17 protein-coding genes and 2 pseudogenes are annotated in these 17,749 nt (G+C 58.1%); 10 read left to right on the forward strand and 9 right to left on the reverse strand.

What is annotated here, in order from left to right; genetic code table 11:
- Positions 1-224: 224 nt before the first annotated feature.
- The 3 genes from JCM12296_RS12630 to JCM12296_RS41785 all read right to left on the reverse strand — a co-directional run bounded on the left by JCM12296_RS12630 (position 225) and on the right by JCM12296_RS41785 (position 1,769).
- Positions 225-659, reverse strand: coding sequence for a hypothetical protein (locus JCM12296_RS12630; RefSeq protein WP_054693413.1), 435 nt, complete (start codon positions 657-659; stop codon positions 225-227).
- A gap of 250 nt (positions 660-909) precedes the next feature.
- The gene (locus tag JCM12296_RS12635; protein WP_054693415.1) at positions 910-1,131 is read right to left on the reverse strand and encodes a DUF6680 family protein; all 222 of its coding nucleotides are present in this window, start codon (positions 1,129-1,131) and stop codon (positions 910-912) included.
- Between the two features lie 485 nt (positions 1,132-1,616).
- Positions 1,617-1,769 carry a hypothetical protein gene (locus tag JCM12296_RS41785; RefSeq protein ID WP_218188068.1) on the reverse strand — a complete coding sequence of 51 codons (153 nt, stop codon included), beginning with the start codon at positions 1,767-1,769 and terminating at the stop codon, positions 1,617-1,619.
- A gap of 159 nt (positions 1,770-1,928) precedes the next feature.
- Between JCM12296_RS41785 and JCM12296_RS12645 the strand changes: the two genes are divergently transcribed.
- The 3 genes from JCM12296_RS12645 (at position 1,929) to JCM12296_RS38230 (ending at position 3,834) form a co-directional block, all read left to right on the forward strand.
- A complete protein-coding gene (locus tag JCM12296_RS12645) occupies positions 1,929-2,168 on the forward strand; it encodes a hypothetical protein (protein WP_054693420.1) in 240 nt (79 codons plus the stop codon).
- A gap of 168 nt (positions 2,169-2,336) precedes the next feature.
- Positions 2,337-3,326, forward strand: coding sequence for a 4Fe-4S dicluster domain-containing protein (locus tag JCM12296_RS12650; protein WP_054693423.1), 990 nt, complete (start codon positions 2,337-2,339; stop codon positions 3,324-3,326).
- On the forward strand, positions 3,316-3,834 hold the full coding sequence (locus JCM12296_RS38230; RefSeq protein ID WP_054693426.1) for a hypothetical protein: 519 nt from the start codon (positions 3,316-3,318) through the stop codon (positions 3,832-3,834). Before JCM12296_RS12650 ends, JCM12296_RS38230 begins: the two co-directional genes overlap by 11 nt.
- 83 nt (positions 3,835-3,917) lie before the next feature.
- On the opposite strand, the gene JCM12296_RS50450 is transcribed toward JCM12296_RS38230, so the two are convergent.
- Positions 3,918-4,106 (reverse strand): HRDC domain-containing protein, encoded by a 189-nt coding sequence (locus JCM12296_RS50450; RefSeq protein ID WP_172683882.1) that lies wholly within the window; start codon positions 4,104-4,106, stop codon positions 3,918-3,920.
- On the reverse strand, positions 4,043-5,086 hold the full coding sequence (locus JCM12296_RS12660) for a ribonuclease D (RefSeq protein WP_054693429.1): 1,044 nt from the start codon (positions 5,084-5,086) through the stop codon (positions 4,043-4,045). Before JCM12296_RS12660 ends, JCM12296_RS50450 begins: the two co-directional genes overlap by 64 nt.
- 103 nt (positions 5,087-5,189) lie before the next feature.
- Between JCM12296_RS12660 and thrS the strand changes: the two are divergent.
- The 5 genes and pseudogenes from thrS (at position 5,190) to JCM12296_RS12685 (ending at position 9,456) form a co-directional block, all read left to right on the forward strand.
- Positions 5,190-7,105 (forward strand): annotated as a pseudogene (thrS, locus tag JCM12296_RS12665) (threonine--tRNA ligase).
- 116 nt (positions 7,106-7,221) lie between these two features.
- Entirely contained in the window at positions 7,222-7,617 is a 396-nt protein-coding gene (locus JCM12296_RS12670; protein WP_172683883.1) for a VanZ family protein, read from the forward strand.
- Positions 7,618-7,765: 148 nt separating this feature from the next.
- Entirely contained in the window at positions 7,766-8,320 is a 555-nt protein-coding gene (locus tag JCM12296_RS12675; RefSeq protein ID WP_054693435.1) for a molybdate ABC transporter substrate-binding protein, read from the forward strand.
- 44 nt (positions 8,321-8,364) lie between these two features.
- On the forward strand, positions 8,365-8,655 hold the full coding sequence (locus JCM12296_RS12680; protein ID WP_054693440.1) for a type 2 periplasmic-binding domain-containing protein: 291 nt from the start codon (positions 8,365-8,367) through the stop codon (positions 8,653-8,655).
- Positions 8,656-8,718: 63 nt separating this feature from the next.
- The gene (locus tag JCM12296_RS12685) at positions 8,719-9,456 is read left to right on the forward strand and encodes a rhomboid family intramembrane serine protease (protein WP_054693444.1); all 738 of its coding nucleotides are present in this window, start codon (positions 8,719-8,721) and stop codon (positions 9,454-9,456) included.
- 4 nt (positions 9,457-9,460) lie between these two features.
- Here JCM12296_RS12685 and JCM12296_RS12690 read toward each other — a convergent pair whose 3' ends face one another.
- The gene (locus tag JCM12296_RS12690; RefSeq protein ID WP_054693447.1) at positions 9,461-9,898 is read right to left on the reverse strand and encodes a hypothetical protein; all 438 of its coding nucleotides are present in this window, start codon (positions 9,896-9,898) and stop codon (positions 9,461-9,463) included.
- Positions 9,895-10,749, reverse strand: coding sequence for a hypothetical protein (locus JCM12296_RS12695; protein WP_054693450.1), 855 nt, complete (start codon positions 10,747-10,749; stop codon positions 9,895-9,897). The genes JCM12296_RS12690 and JCM12296_RS12695 overlap by 4 nt, the downstream gene beginning before the upstream one ends.
- Positions 10,750-11,170: 421 nt before the next feature.
- Here JCM12296_RS12695 and JCM12296_RS12700 point away from each other — a divergent pair, with 421 nt between their 5' ends.
- Positions 11,171-13,138, forward strand: a complete 1,968-nt coding sequence (locus tag JCM12296_RS12700; RefSeq protein WP_054693453.1) for an acyl CoA:acetate/3-ketoacid CoA transferase — start codon at positions 11,171-11,173, stop codon at positions 13,136-13,138.
- 79 nt (positions 13,139-13,217) lie between these two features.
- Here the strand turns inward: JCM12296_RS12700 and JCM12296_RS44395 are convergent, their stop codons facing one another.
- Together JCM12296_RS44395 and JCM12296_RS44400 are read right to left on the reverse strand one after the other, a co-directional pair.
- Entirely contained in the window at positions 13,218-14,114 is an 897-nt protein-coding gene (locus JCM12296_RS44395) for a sigma-54 interaction domain-containing protein (RefSeq protein WP_246804236.1), read from the reverse strand.
- Complete coding sequence (locus JCM12296_RS44400; RefSeq protein ID WP_246804238.1) at positions 14,114-14,623, reverse strand: PAS domain-containing protein; 510 nt, start codon at positions 14,621-14,623, stop codon at positions 14,114-14,116. The genes JCM12296_RS44395 and JCM12296_RS44400 overlap by 1 nt, the downstream gene beginning before the upstream one ends.
- Before the next feature lie 257 nt (positions 14,624-14,880).
- Between JCM12296_RS44400 and fdhF the strand changes: the two are divergent.
- Positions 14,881-17,643: pseudogene (gene fdhF / locus JCM12296_RS36320) on the forward strand (formate dehydrogenase subunit alpha).
- Positions 17,644-17,749 lie beyond the last annotated feature (106 nt).

The raw sequence follows: 17,749 nt of genomic DNA on the forward strand, positions 1-17,749 counted from the left end.
GCAAAGCGTCTGGGTTTCCGGAATTAAACGCGATAGCCGTTCAGTCAGATTCTCCTTGTCGGCTGTGTCTTTAAAGATATTTTTGCGTTCGATCCCCCGGATGATCACATGATGCAGAATCCCCGGGGCATCCAATCGAGCTAAGCGTGGCATGAATTCAAAATAGCATAGATTGGGGATTACGCAAAATTATTTAGTTAATTAGGGTCGTCCCTAACTCCCTACTAACTCCCCCAGATTTGAGAGAAAAACGTAATCAACGTCTGGTAATCGGAACGGTTGTCGGTACGCGATATGTGACGAAAAACTATATCCAGACTACCTAAAAGAGTTTCTTCAAGCAGGGAAAGACAGCCCTGTTGAGTTGTCGGTTGCACCTCGAAGTAGTGAGTCTGAAACAAGAAGACGTGGTTTACCATGCAGGCTACATTGCCGCTCGGGGTGGCGTCATGCGACATGATGTTGTAGGTGAACGTGTACCCCTCTATAACGCGCCATTTCACACAGTCCTCGGTAACATTAATGGCCGGGGACAAAGAGCACGTGTAGTGCATAGGATTAGCCAGGTCGTGCGCAGCAATATGACTCTTGACGATGGCAGTGCAGAGGTCGTGGAACTCGTCTATAGAGAAAGTAGCGAGAAGCGTAATTGGTTTCATAGTGTCCTCCTACGCATTTTGTCGGCCCAACGACACGATAACCGGCTGGGCGGCGTTTTATCGCCCAGTCGGGTTTATTGTTTTGCTATGGTAGATGTTGCTCTTGTGTTAAATGGTCTAAGAAAAAATGAATCATTAAATTCACTATATGGTAGTGAAACATCATCACACATTGCTTTGAATAGTTTTATTAATTCATCTTCCGAACTTTGCCGTTCTGTTACTCTCTGATGATATACTGACAGTGCTTTCATAACTTTCTTAGATTTTTTAAAACCACAAAAACTTCGTTTATAGCTCTTGAAAATTCATCGCCCACCAGATCGTATCTATTCCCCATGAATCTTCGAAGTGTTTCTAATTTGTCTTTTCGTTTTTCATGACGTATGTAAAAGATAGTAGATATAATAACACCGGCAATTCCAGAAATAACTGATGCAATGATTGTTACGTATATATTCTCAGTTGCCATTTATTTTCTCCTTAAGCCATAACGGCCGTTCCATGGAGTTGATAGGCGGGCTTTGCGCCGCGTAGCGACTCCATAGCTTGCATCTCGCGGCCCGAGGCGCCTCTTATCATGGATTAGACGGCCGAAAAAAGGGGTCTGCCCTTGACTCATTGATTTACATTTGGGTCAGGAGCAGACCTCTTTGTTGATCGTGGTTACTGGCACAGAAAACTAAACAAAAAGGCGTTCTCGTTATTTCGAGAATCATATCCATGATGAATCATCTGAAACTTTGAACTGAGGACCGCACCTAAAAAAGACGATTTTGAGCCAAAGATCAAGAATAAATTCGCAATTGACAAGTGCGCGCGAAAGCGTACTATTTCAGTGGTAAAAGGTCTGAGTTGTTCCGTAGTGCCCCTCATTTTATGTGCGGGAACCGTATGATGCCAAAGGCAAAGAAGATATTCCGACCGGTCATTTCCCTGCTGGTGGTGCTTTGCCTTTCATTGGGCCTTGCTGCCCTTGACCCCCTGTTGGGACAGCGTGCCGAAAGCGACCTGCATTTGGTTCGCCTGGCACCGGCCCTCATGGGAGAGTTTGACGCTTCGATCCTTGATCAGCGAACCTGTTTCCCATCTCCCAACAGCTTTTTCCAAGACGTCCTGATTTCCTCACCGGCAACCGTTGATCCGAGCCGGGCACGCCTCTTCTTTATAACCGAACGGGTTGATCGCCTTGCCTCTTACGCGGCGCAAACGGCGATTGTCATCCGGGCGCCTCCTTGCCTTACGCCCAACGTTTAAACCCACTGGACATTGTTTATCCCCCACGGCGGCAAAATTGCCGTGGTGATCCTGTTTTCGTTGAGCAATGGAGGCCTTATGCAAAATCACCCTGTCAAATCGGCCGACGCCGGCAAGGTGTCTTCCGTAAAACCTGAAATTGATAGCTCACCCAAGACCTATACCCTGCGCGAACAAATCGTTTCCGGCCTGAAACTGGCCGTTGTCGCCGGTATCATTTTTATGGCGCTGTGGTTTTTTGAAAAACTATAAGCCTGGTTTCAAAACGTCCCCTCGGGATCAAGTGAGCAATCCATGAGAATCTGGCCGGTGACACGCTTTCCTGTCGCCGGCCGGATTCCGTTCTGGGCGCCTAAAAATTGTAACCGATCCGATTTTATTGTATCCAAAGTGCCAAAGCAAAAAGAGGAGGCATTTTGTATGGCACTTTTGTCGAGAAGAGCGTTTCTTAAGACCGGGCTCGCGACGGCCGGCGCTGCCTGCGCCAGCCAGGTTCCCCTGCCGGCGGCCGCCAAACCACAAAGTGACGGTGAATTGGCAACCCTGATCGACATCCGCAAGTGTGTCGGATGTGAGGCCTGCGTCGAGGCGTGCCGGGAGGTCAACGCGGCCAAATACCCCGAGCCGGAGAAACCGTTTCCCAAGATGTATCCCAGCCGGGTAAAGGTGGCCGACTGGTCGGAAGAAGACAAACGGGAGGTGCGCGACCGCCTGACCCCCTACAACTGGCTGTTCATCCAGTGGGCCACGGTCGTCGTCGATGGCGAAGAAAAGGAAATCTCTTTTCCCCGGCGGTGCATGCACTGCCAGAATCCGCCTTGCGCGGACCTTTGTCCCTGGGGGGCCGCCCGCAAGCTGGAAAATGGCATCACCCTGATCGATTCGGATATCTGCCTGGGAGGGCGCAAGTGCCAGGTCGTCTGTCCCTGGGATATCCCCCAGCGGCAGACCGGTGTCGGGCTCTATCTGGATTTGCTGCCCAGCTTTGCCGGCAACGGGGTCATGTACAAATGCGACCGATGCTACAACCGCATTGCCCAGGGCGAGTTGCCGGCCTGCATCGAACAGTGCCCGGAAGAGGTGCAGACCATCGGTCCGCGTTCGGAAATTTTGGCCGAGGCCCATCGTATCGCGCGTGAGGAAGGGGCCTATATTTACGGTGAAAAGGAAAACGGCGGCACGAACACGATCTATTTATCGCCGGTTCCCTTCGACACCCTGAACCAGGCCATCCACAAGGGGCCGGGGAAACCGCACTTCGATCCGGTTGAAGATCAGATGGCCCACGCCGACAATATGGCCAAAGCCATGCTGATTGCCCCATTTGCCGGTATTGCCGCCGGTGTGAGTCGTGTGATCAAGGCCGCCAAGCATGCGGACGAGCCCCCGGAGGATAATCATGAAGCCTGATGCACCCAAGCAATATCCCACGCCATATATCGAACAGAAAGTCCTCAAGCCGGTCTATCTCTTCCTGCTCTTCATGATGGGGCTGACCGGGTTTGGCCAGATGCCGATCTTCAAACGCTATTACATCGCCGATATTCCCGGCCTGGGGTGGACGGGTAAATTTTATGTCACCCATTACCTGCATTATCTGGGCGCGATTATCCTTTTTGCCCTCTTTGCTTACGTGATCGTGACCTATTGGGGATTGTTCCGCAGGTCCCATGCGTTGAGCAAGGCCGCCTATGTCCGCATTTTCCTGTTGGCCGCCATCGTCGTGACCGGTATTTTCAGGACCTTGAAAAACCTGCCGGATGTCGTCTTCTCACCCAATTTCACGATGTTCAACGACATCTCCCATCTTGTTTTCATGATGCTGCTCATGGTGTTCGGCATCGTTTTCAGCATCACCAAAAGCGGTTGGCTGGTGCCGCGTACCGTTCGGCAGACCGCCCGAGGGCGTAGATCGTAATTAGAGCAGATCGTAACCACCGGTAAGGCCCGCGCGGGATGGCAGCGTTGGGATGGGGTTTGCCGGAAAGGTCAAGGCATGGCTCAGCGTAGCGTGGCGATCAACCGCACCAGCTCCGTGCCAAAGGCGTTTACCTGCCAGTTGCGGATCCCCTCGATCTTTTGCAGCGCGGGTGTATCCGCCGGCCGGTGGACGGCAATGGCGGTGATCAGGCTTTGTTGAACAAGAGCGCCGGGTCCAACTGAAGATCTTCGGCAATGGCGTCCCGCCACTCCTTGATGGCCTTGACCCGGTCGGGGACGGCGGGGTGGACGGACGGCCGCCGCTTGCGTGGATAGATGGGCAGTTGATCGGCGGGCAGGGCCTTGGCCTGCTTGACGATGTCGCCCAGGGGCTTGCCGTGAATGCGGATCTGTTTGGGGCTCAGGCAATGGCCGGTTTCCATGGCCTGGGGGGTGTCGGCCATCTCGCTGGCGATCTTGAGCAGGGCGGTGTTGGCGAAGACCTTGAACAGGGGCCGGTCCTTTTTCATGGCCAGTTCCCGGCGATACTGCAGCAGCCCCTCCAGGGCCGCCAAATTGCGCCGCTGCAGGCGGCCGGCACCGCGAAAACGCAGAAAGAGGGGATCATCGCCGTTCTCCACCGGCCGAACCGCGGCCAGGTGCGCGCACTCCTCCTCAACCCATGCCAGCCGTCCCTTGGCGCCGAGTTCGTCCATCAACTGCCGGGCCAGGGGTACCAGATAGACCACATCCGAGGCGGCGTATTCGATCATTTCGTCGGGAAGCGGGCGCTGGGACCAATCTTTTTTCTGGTAGCGTTTGTCCAGTTGGATGCCGAAACGCTGGTTGACCACCGCCCCCAGGCTGGTCTCTTTCTCACCGAGGAACATGCTGGCCAGTTGGGTATCGAAGAGATTGTGGATCTCGATGGAAAAATCCCGGAACAGGGAGCGCACGTCGTAATCGGCGCCATGGAACACCTTGCAGATCCCGGGGTCCGCGAAGATGGGTGCCAGGGGGGAAAGATCGGTGACGTCCAAGGGGTCGATGACCACATTTTCGCCATTGCCGGCCAGCTGAACCAGGCATACTTTTTCCTGGTAATGGAACATGGAGTCCGCCTCCAGATCAACGGCCAGGAATGTCTCCTGGCCGATTTTATTGGCGAACGTGGCAAGTTCGTCCGAGGTTCGGATGAGGCGGTAATTCGGCGTGCACACAGCGTCCCTATTTTTTACTTGACCGGACAAGGGTTTTTCCTTACTTTCCCTAAGTTATCTTTTTATCAATAAATTGTTGGGCAACCAAGTATCATGCGACCCACCCTCGCCTAATGGAAGGCAGTTGAAAAAAATGGTACATATCACACTTCCCGATGGAAGTCGAAAACCCTTTGACGATTATCCCACGGGCCTGGCCGTGGCCAAAAGCATCTCCGAAGGCCTGGCCCGGGATTGCGTGGCCATGGAACTGGACGGCCAACTGGTGGACCTGAACCGGCCGATCCAACAGGATGCAGCGATCCGTTTGATCACCACGCGGGATCCCGAGGCGCTGGAGATCATGCGCCACAGCGCCGCCCACGTCATGGCCCAGGCCGTGATGAAACTCTACCCGGAGGCCAAGCTGACCATCGGTCCGGTGGTGGAGGACGGGTTTTATTACGACATCGACATGCCGCCGCTTTCCGAGGAGGCCTTTCCCCGGATCGAAGCCGAGATGAACCGTATCATCAAGGGGAAAATTCCCATCGAGCGCCATGAGGTCAGCAAGGCCGAGGCCCTGGATTTCTATAAGGACGAACCCTACAAGACCGAGATGATCACCGACCTGGCCGACGGCACGATCTCCTTTTACAAGCAGGGTGATTTCACCGACCTGTGCCGGGGGCCGCATGTGCCCCATACGGGTTTCGTGCGCGCGGTCAAACTGATGCGCGTTTCCGGTGCCTACTGGCGCGCGGACCAGTCCAAGGCCCAGCTCCAGCGCATTTACGGCACGGCCTTTTTTGACAAGAAGCAGCTCAAGGCCTATCTCAATTTTCTCGAGGAGGCCAAGAAGCGCAACCACCGCAAGATCGGCGCGGCCATGGATCTGTTCAGCTTCCATGACGACGCGCCGGGCATGGCCTTCTTCCATCCCAAGGGCATGGATGTGTGGAACGCGCTCCTGGATTTCTGGCGCGACGCCCATCGGGCGGCCGGCTATGTGGAGACCAAGACGCCGATCATTCTCCAGCGCACCCTGTGGGAGAAAAGCGGCCACTGGGAGAACTACCGCGAGAACATGTACACCACCGAGGTGGACGGACAGGCCTACGCCATCAAGCCCATGAACTGCCCCGGTGGCATGCTGCTCTACAGCACCCGGCCGCACTCCTACCGTGAGCTGCCCATCCGCGCGGCCGAGATCGGCCTGGTGCATCGCCACGAACTCTCCGGAGTGCTCAACGGCCTGTTCCGGGTACGCGCCTTCCACCAGGACGATGCGCACCTGTTCATGATGCCCGAGCAGATCCAGGCCGAGATTCTCGACCTGTTGCGCCTGGAGGAAAAGGTGTACAGCAAGTTCGGCCTGGATTTCCATCTGGAACTCTCCACCGGCCGGAGAAGTCCATCGGTTCCGACGCACAGTGGGAAACCGCCACCAACGGGCTGCGTTCGGCCCTGGACGCCTATGGCAAGGAGTACCGCATCAACGAGGGCGACGGCGCCTTCTACGGCCCCAAGATCGACCTGCACATCAAGGATGCCCTGGGACGCACCTGGCAGTGCGGCACCATTCAGCTGGACATGAGCCTGCCCGAGCGCTTCGACCTCACCTATGTGGGCCGGGACAACGAAAAGCACCGACCGATCATGTTGCACCGCACGGTGTTCGGTTCCATCGAGCGCTTTTTGGGAATTCTCATCGAGCATTTCGAGGGCAAGTTCCCGCTGTGGCTGGCCCCGGTGCAGGCGGCGATCCTGCCCATCAACGACGATCTGACGCCCTTTGCCGAAGAGGTGGCCAACACCTTGCGCGATGCCGGCCTGCGGGTCGAGGTGGACGATCGCACGGAAAGTCTCAACCGCAAGGTCCGCGAGGCCCAATTGGCCAAGACGCCGCTGATCCTCACCTGCGGCGCCAAGGAGCAGGACGCCGGAACGGTTTCGGTGCGAACCCTGGACGGCACGGTGCGTTACGGCATTCCCATGGAGCAGTTCATGCAGAAGGTGACCGCCCATGTGGCCGAACGGCGGCTGGCGTTGGACCTGTTCGACAAATAAGCGGATGAGCCAATTTCAAAAAGCAATTGGCTCTGATGATAAAATCATTCAATCGGCCCGGCTCCGGATTTTCCATGGGCGGGCCGATTGCCTTTTTCAGGATGGCGTTGAATTCCATGCGAACGATTTCGCGCGTTCATCTGTATGCCTGGCTGCCGGTGGTGCTGCTTTGCCTGGCCATCTTCATCCAGTCCTGCTTTGCCTCGCCGGATATCGGCCCGTCGTTCCCGCTCAAGGACAAACTGCTGCACCTCTCGGCCTACGCCTTTTTGGCCTATCTCGTATTCCGGGCCTGCCGGATGACCCGGCCGGCATGGCGATCGCCCCTCATGATCCTTGTGGCCAGCGTCCTGTTCGCGACCCTTTTCGGTGCCAGCGACGAGCTGCACCAAGCCTTCGTGGCGGCCCGGCAGGCCGACGGCTTCGATCTGCTGGCCGATTTCGCCGGCGGCATCATCGGCGGCCTGGTCGGCTTGATGGTCTATTTCAAGGCGGCGATCTGGCGAAAATAGCCGGGGGAGGACAGGGGGATTATATTTGATGCCTTGCCCCGCGGCGATCTGACGAATGTCAAATGTCCAATTAAAAATGTCAAATGGAGGTATTCTGTTAATTGACATTTAGCATTGACTAAATTCCCGTGAATGCAGAATCGGAACTATGAAAACATTGAACTGGCCCGAAGAGGGCGTGTGGGACGATGCTCCGGTGGACACTTGGTCAGCCCCCGGGTCGAACCGGATCCTCGATTTCCATGGCGATCCCCAGGCAGCGCAACTGGTGGTTTTCTCCGACGGCAACCATCACATGGCCTTGATGCCGAGTCTGCGATTGTTCAAGGAACGTTTCCCCCAGGTGGGTGACATCTTCTACGCCACCACACCGCCCGGTCCGATCCTGCGCCTGCTACGTCATGGCCGCCTGAAAATCGGCAATTTTGTTCTGTCGGCGGTTCCTCACCTTTTTGTTAGCCCGTCCCATGTATTGGACACCCTGGTCGCCGAGGGGCGAATGACGGCGCACTGGCCTTTCATGCGGAACCGGGGCATCGCCCTTTTGGTTCCCGCCGGCAACCCCAAGGGGATCAACTGGGTGGGGGATCTGGCGCGCGCGGATGTGCGCCTGTTTTTGTCCCATCCGAAAACGGAAACGGTCAGTTATCAAGGGTATGTGGCTGCCTTGAAAACCCTGGGCGCCGTGCGGCGGTTGATCTGACTTTTCTGGATGCGCCCCAGGACAGCGCCAAGATCTGTTTCGGAATGGCCATCCATCACCGCGAGGCGCCGGAAGCCGTGGCCGCCGGTCTTGCCGATGTCGCCGTGGTTTACTACCATCTGGCTTTGCGCTACGTTCGTATTTTCCCGGATGTTTTCGAAATGATTAAACTGGAAGCCCCTGCGGGCGATATGGAAAATAGCGGCACTTCGATCCATGCCGGCCTGATCGGCGACGGCGGGCAATGGGGCCGGGCCTGCCTCGATTTTCTGTTTACCCCTGAGGTGGCCGAAATTTATGCCGCCCACGGATTGGATGCCATCGCCAACCCATGAAAACACGCGTGGTGCCAGTATAAAGTTTTTTACCCCAACCCGCATCGGAAAGACGGTATCACTATGTTAGCATACGGACAGCGCAGCCCCATTGGATTCAATATCCCCTTGACCCGCCTCGGCAAGATCATGCTGATGATGTACGCGGGGGTCTACGTCCTGGAACTCATCGGCGAAAAATGGCTGGGGATTCCCATTTTCGGTTGGCTGGCCCTCGGCACCCCCGGCAGTGGGGGCTTTTATCCCTGGCAACTGATCACCCACCCCTTGATCCACGATCCGGGCTCGCCCATCAGTTTTCTGCTCGACTGCCTGGTTTTCTACTTTTTTGCCGGCACCGTCGAATCGGCCTTGGGTACGCGGGGATTTCTGCGCCTATACGTTGCTGCCGCCGTGGGGGCGGCCATCGCCGGTTTGCTCTTCAATCTTCTGGTCGGCGTGGGGATTCCCTATGCCGGCATGATGCCCAGCCTGCTGGCCCTGATCGTCGTCTTCGGCCTGCTGCAGCCCGAAACCACCGTGCTGTTGATGTTCGTGTTGCCTATCAAGGCCAAATACATCAGCTACGGCACCGTGATCATCACCGCATTGACCTTCCTGGCGCGCACCAATCCCTACGGCGCCTATCACCTGGGCGGGATCGCCCTGGCCTGGCTCCATTTCCGTTCACCCACTCAATGGCTGGACATCAACTGGTGGCAATGGAAATACTTCGAATTCCGGCAGCGGCGCCATCGGACCAAATTTACCGTCATTGATGGGAAGAAGCGGGGGGATAACGACCGGCCAACCATTCACTAAACTATTATTCGCCGGCCGCCCTCAGCGGATCATACCCTGTCAGCGCCAGGATACCGTAGGCCACACCGATGGTGCTCAGGTTGCCCTTGGCCGGCGTTCGGTTTTCGTGGCCGATGGCGGCATCGTCGAGGCTGGCGTAGGGCAGTCCGGCGGCATTGTTCCGGATCGTTGCCATGGCCATTATCCCGTCGATCAGCATTTCCCGTTGCCGGGTGTAATGCTGCGCCTTTTCCGTGTTTCCCCGCCGAGTAAAATCATCGGCCAACCGCAAATATGCGTTGGCCAACTGAAAGGTCCATTCCGGTGATACCAGTGGGGGCCGCTTCAGCTCAGCGCGGGCGCCGTGGTCCACGAAATCGATGCCCACCACCTGGACGGTGATCCCGTCCGGCCGGGTGTAGGCCACGCGGGACTGGCAGTGCGCCACCACGAAGCGGATCATGCCTTCCGCGGCGCCCTTTCGATGTTGTCCAGCCGGGAGAGGCCCAGGGCCGAAATGCCCCAGGCCTGTACGTCGCTGGCCACCGAATAGTCGGGCGATCGCTGGAATCCCCGGTTGAAGCGCTTGTCCACGGGATTCCAGGCCACCCGTCGCAGCCAATCCAGACACGCCTCGGCGGCTTGGCGAAAGCGTTTTCCTTTGGGCTCGCTTTGCAACTGGTGGAAAAGGGCAAAGGCGTCGATGGTGGCTTCGGTGGAGAAAACGTCGGCATAGGCGGGCATGGCCGGATCATAGCCGAAGTGCTGGTCCACGGCCGAAGCGGGGTCGCCGGACGGTCCCAGGCGGATGCCGCCGTTTTGTTGCAGCCCGCGAGCAAAATCGCCCAGCCGGGTGGCGAAGGCCAGGTAGCGGGGTTCGGCGGTCGCCTTGTACAGACGGTAGGCGGCCAAGCCCAGCCACAGGTTGGCGCCGCTACGTACCGACCAGTCCTTCCCGTCGTAGGGGGGCACGGCGCTCACCGCTTCGATGATTCCGCCCAGACGATGAGCGTGGGCCGTGGAGATGTAAAAATCGATGATCCGCCGGGCCTCGTCGGTGCGCTTCAGGGCGACCCAGGCCAGGGCGGTTACGGCGGCATCGTAGGTGAAACACCAATTCGTGAACCGTTTATCGCCCACATGGCTCAGCGGCAACCCGGAGGCCTTCCCCCGGTGGGTGGCCAGCCAGTTGGTCAGTTGTTGAAGCGTTGCCTGCCCGGTGGGTGCGGCGGCTTGGCATCCCACCGGAGCCGGCCCCAGGAAGAATACCACACCCAGGAGCATGGCCAGCCAACGGTTCATGGCATTTCGCATCTTTTCTTCTCCCTTGTTGTTCGCTTGTCCTGCACGCCTTGCATCCGGTCCCGCCGTTATCGTTCCTCCCCCTCGGGACGCTTTCATAAGCTCATACGCGCGTCGCTCACGCCGGTCAAGCGGCAGTTGTTACCCGCTGGCCATGGCAAACGAATCCTTACACCCGGGGAAACGGTATGGGAATTGCTAACTTTTTGCAGCGCAATAACGATCACCCCTGTCGCTGAACCCATTTTTGTGCGGGCGCGTGCCTGTGTTGCGGATCCATTCGCCCCGCATGTGAATTTAACCCTATGAGGAGCGTTGTCATGGAAAAAGAATTCCCTATCTCAGCAACCGACCCAACCGGAAAACGGCTTCACGTTTCCAAAGAGCCCCATCCCTGATCGGCAAGCAGCATCTCATCGATATCCATCACCCCATGGTCGACCCCATTGCGGCCATGCGGATGAAGAAAGGAAAAATCGTCAGTGCCGAGGAGGCCATCGAGCTGATCCGGGATGATGACACCATTGTGACCGCCGGATTCGTCGGCGCCGGGTTCGCCGAGGAACTGGCCATCGCCCTCAAGGAGCGGTTCCTGAAAACCGGTCGGCCGCGGAACCTGACCCTGACCTATCCGGCGGGGCAGGGGGACGGCAAGACCAAGGGCTTGAACCATCTTGCCCTCGAAGGCCTGGTGGGAAGAATCATCTGCGGGCATACGGGACTCACGCCGGGATTGGGCAGCCTGGTCAATGAGGACAAGATCCTGGCCTACAACGTGCCCATGGGTGCCGTGACCCAACTCTATCGCGATATCGCCGCCGGCAAGCCGGGCAACCTGACCCATGTGGGCCTCGGCACGTTTATCGATCCGCGGGAGGACGGGGGCAAGCTCAACGAGCTCACCAAATCCACCGGCGAAGATCTCATTCAGCTGATGACCGTCGACGGGCAGGATTACCTCCTCTATAAATCCTTTCCCATCCATGTGGCTTTCCTGCGCGGCACCACGGCGGATCCGGACGGCAATATCACCATGGAAAAGGAGTCCATGGTCCTCGACGCCCTGAGCATGGCCCAGGCCGCCCGCAACTCCGGCGGAGTGGTGATCGTACAGGTCGAACGGTTGGCCGACCGGGGAACGCTCAATGCCCGTGAGGTGATCATCCCCGGCATTCTGGTGGATTGCGTGGTCGTGGCCAAGCCCGAAAACCATTGGCAGACCTTTGGTGAGCCCTACAGCGCGGCTTTCAGTTGCGAACACCGGGTGCCCATGCAGGGGGTGCCGCCGCTGCCCTTGGACGGCCGCAAGATCATCGCCCGGCGCGCCGCCTTCGAACTCAAGCCCAACAGCATCGTCAACCTGGGCATCGGCATGCCCGAAGGGGTCTCGCGGGTGGCCAATGAAGAGCGGATTCTGGAATACTGCACCCTGACGGCGGAGTCGGGCATCATCGGCGGGCTTCCCATGGGCGGGCTGGATTTCGGCGCGGGCATCAACGTCGACGCCCTGATCACGGAGAACTATCAGTTCGATTTCTACGACGGCGGCGGGCTCGACATCGCCTTTTTGGGCATGGCTGAAACCGACGCCGAGGGCAACGTCAACGTGAGCCGTTTTGGGCCGCGCTTTACCGGGCCGGGCGGTTTCATCGACATCAGCCAGAATGCCAAGACGGTCTGTTTCCTGGGGATGTTCACCGCCGGCGACTTGAACCTTTTCGTGGACGAGGGGCGGCTGCGCATCGATCACGAAGGCCGGCAGAAGAAATTTGTCCGGCAGGTGGAACAAAAAACCTTCAGCGGCACGTATGCCGCCGCACACCGGCAGCGGGTGCTGTACATCACCGAGCGCTGCGTCTTTTCCCTGTGTGACGAAGGCTTGGAACTGATCGAGATCGCTCCCGGGATCGACCTGGAGTCCCAGATCCTGGCCTTGATGGATTTCAAACCCATCATGCGTCAGCCGCCCAAGCTTATGGACGAGCGGATTTTCCGTTTCGGTCGCATGGGCATCAAGGAGGATCTGTTGACCATCCCCCTCGAAGAACGCTTTACCTATAACGCCGCCGACAACACCTTTTTCATCAACCTGGAAAATTATTACATCAAAAGCAGCGAGGATGTTCAACGGATGCGCCAAATCGTGGATGACGCACTGGCCTTTCAGGACAAAAAGGTCCATACGATCGCCAACTACGACAATTTCAATGTCTCTCCGCACTTGGTCGATGAATACGTGGAAATGGTAAAACACGCGGCCGGTTTTTATGAAAGCGTCACCCGCTACACGACCAGCACCTTTTTGCGCATGAAGCTTGGCGACGAGTTGGAGCGGCGGGGCGTGGCGCCGCACATCTACGAGAGCCGGGATGAGGCCCGCAGGGCGCTGCACGATAGATAGATCCTAAGTTGAGCGATTGTCCGAGCTTGCCGCAGATACAAGGAAAATGGCTTTCCGCGGTGTATCAATCGGGATACAGTCAACCCTTGCCGTTTAGATCGATGGCGTGCTTTTTCATCTTCTTGTAGAGCAGGGTGCGGTGAATCCCCAACAGGCTGGCGGCCCGGGCCTTGTTGTTGCCCGTCTGCTTAAGGGCCTTTAGAATGGCGTTTTTCTCCGTGTCGGCCTGAAGCTGGCGCATGGCGATCGTGCCCGGATCGGCGGAACCGGCCGGCTTTTTCCGGCGCGTGAAAGCCAGATCCGCCGGTTCGATCATTTCACCGGTCATGGTCGCCATGGCCCGGTCCAGGATATTGGAAAGTTCGCGTACATTGCCCGGCCACGCGTAGCCCTGCAAGGCGTCGATAGCCGCCGGACTGAGCCCGATCTTGCGGCCGTCGGTCCGTGGGGACGCCCGCCGCAAGAGGTGCCGGGCAATGGGAACGATGTCCTCGGGGCGGGTTTTCAGGGGCGGGATCGTGAGTGAAATGACGTTGAGCCGATAGTACAGATCACGGCGGAAACGGCCCGTTTCGATCAACCGGTCCAGGTTTTGGTTGGTGGCGGCGATGAGCCTGAAATCCGACTGGATGACCGTGTTGCCGCCAACCCGTTCGAACACTTTTCCCTCCAGGACGCGCAGCAGCTTGGGCTGCATTTCAAGGGGCAGATCGCCGATTTCGTCCAGGAAGATCGACCCCTTGTTGGCCAGTTCGAATTTGCCGGGTTTGCCGGCCGAGCGGGCACCGGTGAAAGCGCCGCGCTCGTAGCCGAAGAGTTCGGCTTCGAGGAGGTCCTTGGGAATCGCGGCGCAATTGATCTGGACGAACGGGTGGACCGACCGGGGGCTGGCGTGGTGAATGCCCTGGGCGAAAAGTTCCTTGCCCGTGCCGCTCTCACCGGCAATCAGTACCGGATAGTCGTTGGTGGCCGCCATCAGGCGTCCTGCTTCAAGTCGGTGATCGCCCGGCTGCTGCCGATGATGCTCTCCAGCGTGTAATGGGTCGAGCGCAGGCTGACCTGTTTTTCCTTGTAGCGTTTGAGCTGGGATTCCAGCGCGTGCATCCGTTTGGCCAGCTTGACCATTTCGCCCACATCCTGGAACATGACCAGGCCGAATACGGCGATTACCCGGCCTTCTCTTTTTATGGGGAACCGATAGACGACGATGTTCTGTCCGCGGATCATCTGCATGTGATTGATTTCGGGCCGTCCGGTGCGGGCGACGATATGCATGCGGCTGCTCTCCACCAGCTCGGTGCAGTGCTTGCCGATGCAGTCGGCCACGGAGACGCCCAGAAAGTCGGCATAGGCTTTGTTCAGGTGGGTGACGATGCCATTGGCATCGGTCACGATCGCCCCGTTGTGAATGCTGTCGAAAATCAGTTGAAACAGTTCCAGTTGATCCTGAATGGACTGAAGCGCTTTGGATTTAGACGCCGGCATGTCAGAACTCCTGTGGGGAGCGTGGTTGACCATGGCGAAGCTGATCCATGCCGCCGGGGTGAATGGGTGTATCGATTTGGCGACATGTCGCTATATTGATACATAATGCATGGCGCGCTGTCTACCATTTATCTCGCCCGATAATGATTCGCGGATTGACAAAAGCGCTTTTTCTCTATAGGAAAAAAGGCTTGATAAAACCAGTGTAATCCTCACCCACGTGCTTATATCGGACCCTTGCCAAAGGAGCCCTGCTTATGGAATTGAAGAACCTGATGGTGATCAACGGTAACGAGTTGCCCTTCGAACCGGGGGAGACCATCCTTGATGTTGCCCGCCGGGGGGATATCGATATCCCCACCCTGTGCCATCTCAAGGGGGCGACACCGACCGGTGCATGCCGGATTTGCGTGGTGGAGGTGGAAGGGGCATCCACCCTTCTGACAGCCTGTTCCACGCCGGCCACCGCCAACATGGTGGTGCGCACGGAATCCCCGCAAGTCGTGGCCGCGCGCAAGGAAATCCTGCGATTGATGCTCTCCTCGGGAAATCACAACTGTGCCATTCGTGGCCGGGATGATGGCGATTTTACCGAGTTCCAACTGGGTGTCGAAAAGGGCGACGCCAGTGACGCCCTCTGTCCCGTATGGGGTGATTGCCGCCTCCAGGATTTGGCTTACCGCTACCAGGTGACCGGTGAAGGCTCAAGGGTACGCCGACCAAGTTTCCCATGGAGACCGTCAATCCCTTCATCGTGCGTGATTTTTCCCGCTGTATCCTTTGCGGTCGCTGTGTTCAGGCTTGCAACGAGGTGCAGGTGAACAATGCGATCCGTTTCGGCTACCGCGGCGCCAGCGCCAAGATCATCGCCGCCGGTGATCGTCCGCTGAAAGACTCGGATTGCGTGTTTTGCGGCGAGTGCGTGCAGGCCTGTCCGGTGGGGGCCCTGGTGGAGAAGGACGTTCGCTACCAGGTGCGCCCCTGGGAAACCGAAAAGGTCCGTACCACCTGCAGTTACTGCGGCGTGGGCTGTCAGATCAACTTGCATGTGCGCGACAACCAGGTGGTCAAGGTCAGCGGCGTGGACGAGGCGCCCAACCACGGCAGCCTGTGCGTCAAGGGACGCTTTGGCTACAATTTCATCGGCAGCCCCGAGCGCCTGACCGATCCCCTGATCAAGGAGAACGGCGAGTTCCGCAAGGCCAGTTGGGACGAAGCCCTCGATCTGGTGGCCCAGCGGCTCAAAACCATCCGCGACACCCATGGCGGCGGCAGCATCGGCGTGCTCACCTCGGCGCGCGTCACCAACGAGGAGAACTACATCGCCCATAAATTTACCCGGGCGGTGCTGAAAACGAACAATATCGACCATTGCGCCCGACTTTGACACAGCTCCACAGTGGCCGGTCTGGCCGCAGCATTCGGAAGTGGCGCGATGACCAACACCATCGCCGATATCGAGGAAGCCGATGTGATCTTGTTGGCGGGCTCCAACACCACCGAGAACCATCCCGTGCTTTCTACTTTTCTCAAACGTGCGGTCACCCGCCGGGGGGCCAAACTCATCGTCGTGGATCCGCGACGTATCAAGATGACCGAGTTCGCCGAGCACTGGATCCGGCCCAACCTGGGCACGGACGTGGCCTGGATCAACGGCATGATGCACGTGATCATCAAGGAAGGCCTCCACGATAAAACATTCGTGGAAGCGCGCACCGAGAATTTCGAGGCCATGAAAGCCGTCGTGGAGAAGTACTCGCCGGCCTACGTGGAGTCGATTACCGGTATTCCCGCCGATCAACTGGTCGCGGCGGCGCGGCTCTACGCCAAGGCACCGGCCGGCAGTATTGTCTACTGCATGGGCATCACCCAGCACACCACCGGCACGGACAACGTCAAATCCCTGGCCAATCTGGCCATGCTGTGCGGCAACATGGGCATCCGCGGCGGCGGGGTGAATCCCCTGCGCGGCCAGAACAACGTCCAGCGCCTGCGACATGGGCGGCCTGCCCAACGTGCTCACCGGCTACCAGCCGGTAAACAATCTCGATGCCATCAAACGCATGGAGGCCGCCTGGAACGTGACCGGTCTTCCCACCACACCGGGCCTCAAGGTTACCGACATGGTACCCAAGGCCGGGACCGGTGAGATCAAGGCCATGTATATTATCGGCGAGAATCCGCTGGTCTCCGATCCCGACCTGAACCACGCCGCGCACTGTTTCGAGCATCTCGATTTTCTCGTGGTGCAGGACATTTTCCTCACCGAAACCGCCCGCATGGCCGACGTGGTGTTGCCCTCCAAGTGTTTTGCCGAAAAGGACGGCACCTTCTCCAATACCGAACGGCGTGTGCAGCGTGTCCGCCAGGCGGTCAATCCGCCGGGGCTGTCCAAGGACGACTGGCAGATCACCTGCGAGATCGGCAGCCGCATGGGCTACGCCATGACCTACCCGGACAGCGAGGCTGTTTTTACCGAACTGGCCAGCCTGACGCCCTCCTACGCGGGGATCAGCTATGCGCGTATCGCCAACGAGGGCATCCACTGGCCGTGTCCCACGCCGGAACACCCCGGCACGCCGATCCTGCACGGGGCCCAGTTCACCCGGGGTAAGGGCTTGTTCCACGCCATCGACTGGATCGCACCGGCCGAGCAGGCCGACGACGATTACCCGCTTTACCTGACCACGGGTCGCGTGCTCTACCACTACCACACCGGCACCATGACCATGAAATCCGACGGTCTCAACGAACGCTCGCCGGAGTCCTTTGTGGAGATCACCCAGGGCGATGCCGTCGGCCTGGGAATCGCCGATGGCGATCAGGTGACCATCGCTTCCCGGCGCGGCGAAATCTGCGCCCGGGTGCATGTATCACCCAAGGCCGTGGACGGGACGGTGTTCATTCCCTTCCATTTTGCCAAGGCGGCTGCCAACAGGCTGACCAACGCCGCGCTGGATCCCGTCTCCGGGATTCCGGAATTCAAGGTGTGCGCCGTGAAGGTCTCCAAGGCCGCCTGATAAGGCGTTTTTCTTAGCAAGCAATAACGAACGGGCGGGGATTTCCCCGCCCGTTTTTTGTTTGCCCGGCATGGCGGGCAAACAAAAAAGCCCAGCGGATCAACCA

Source organism: Desulfosarcina cetonica JCM 12296, from assembly GCF_001311845.1.
GTDB lineage: Bacteria > Desulfobacterota > Desulfobacteria > Desulfobacterales > Desulfosarcinaceae > Desulfosarcina > Desulfosarcina cetonica.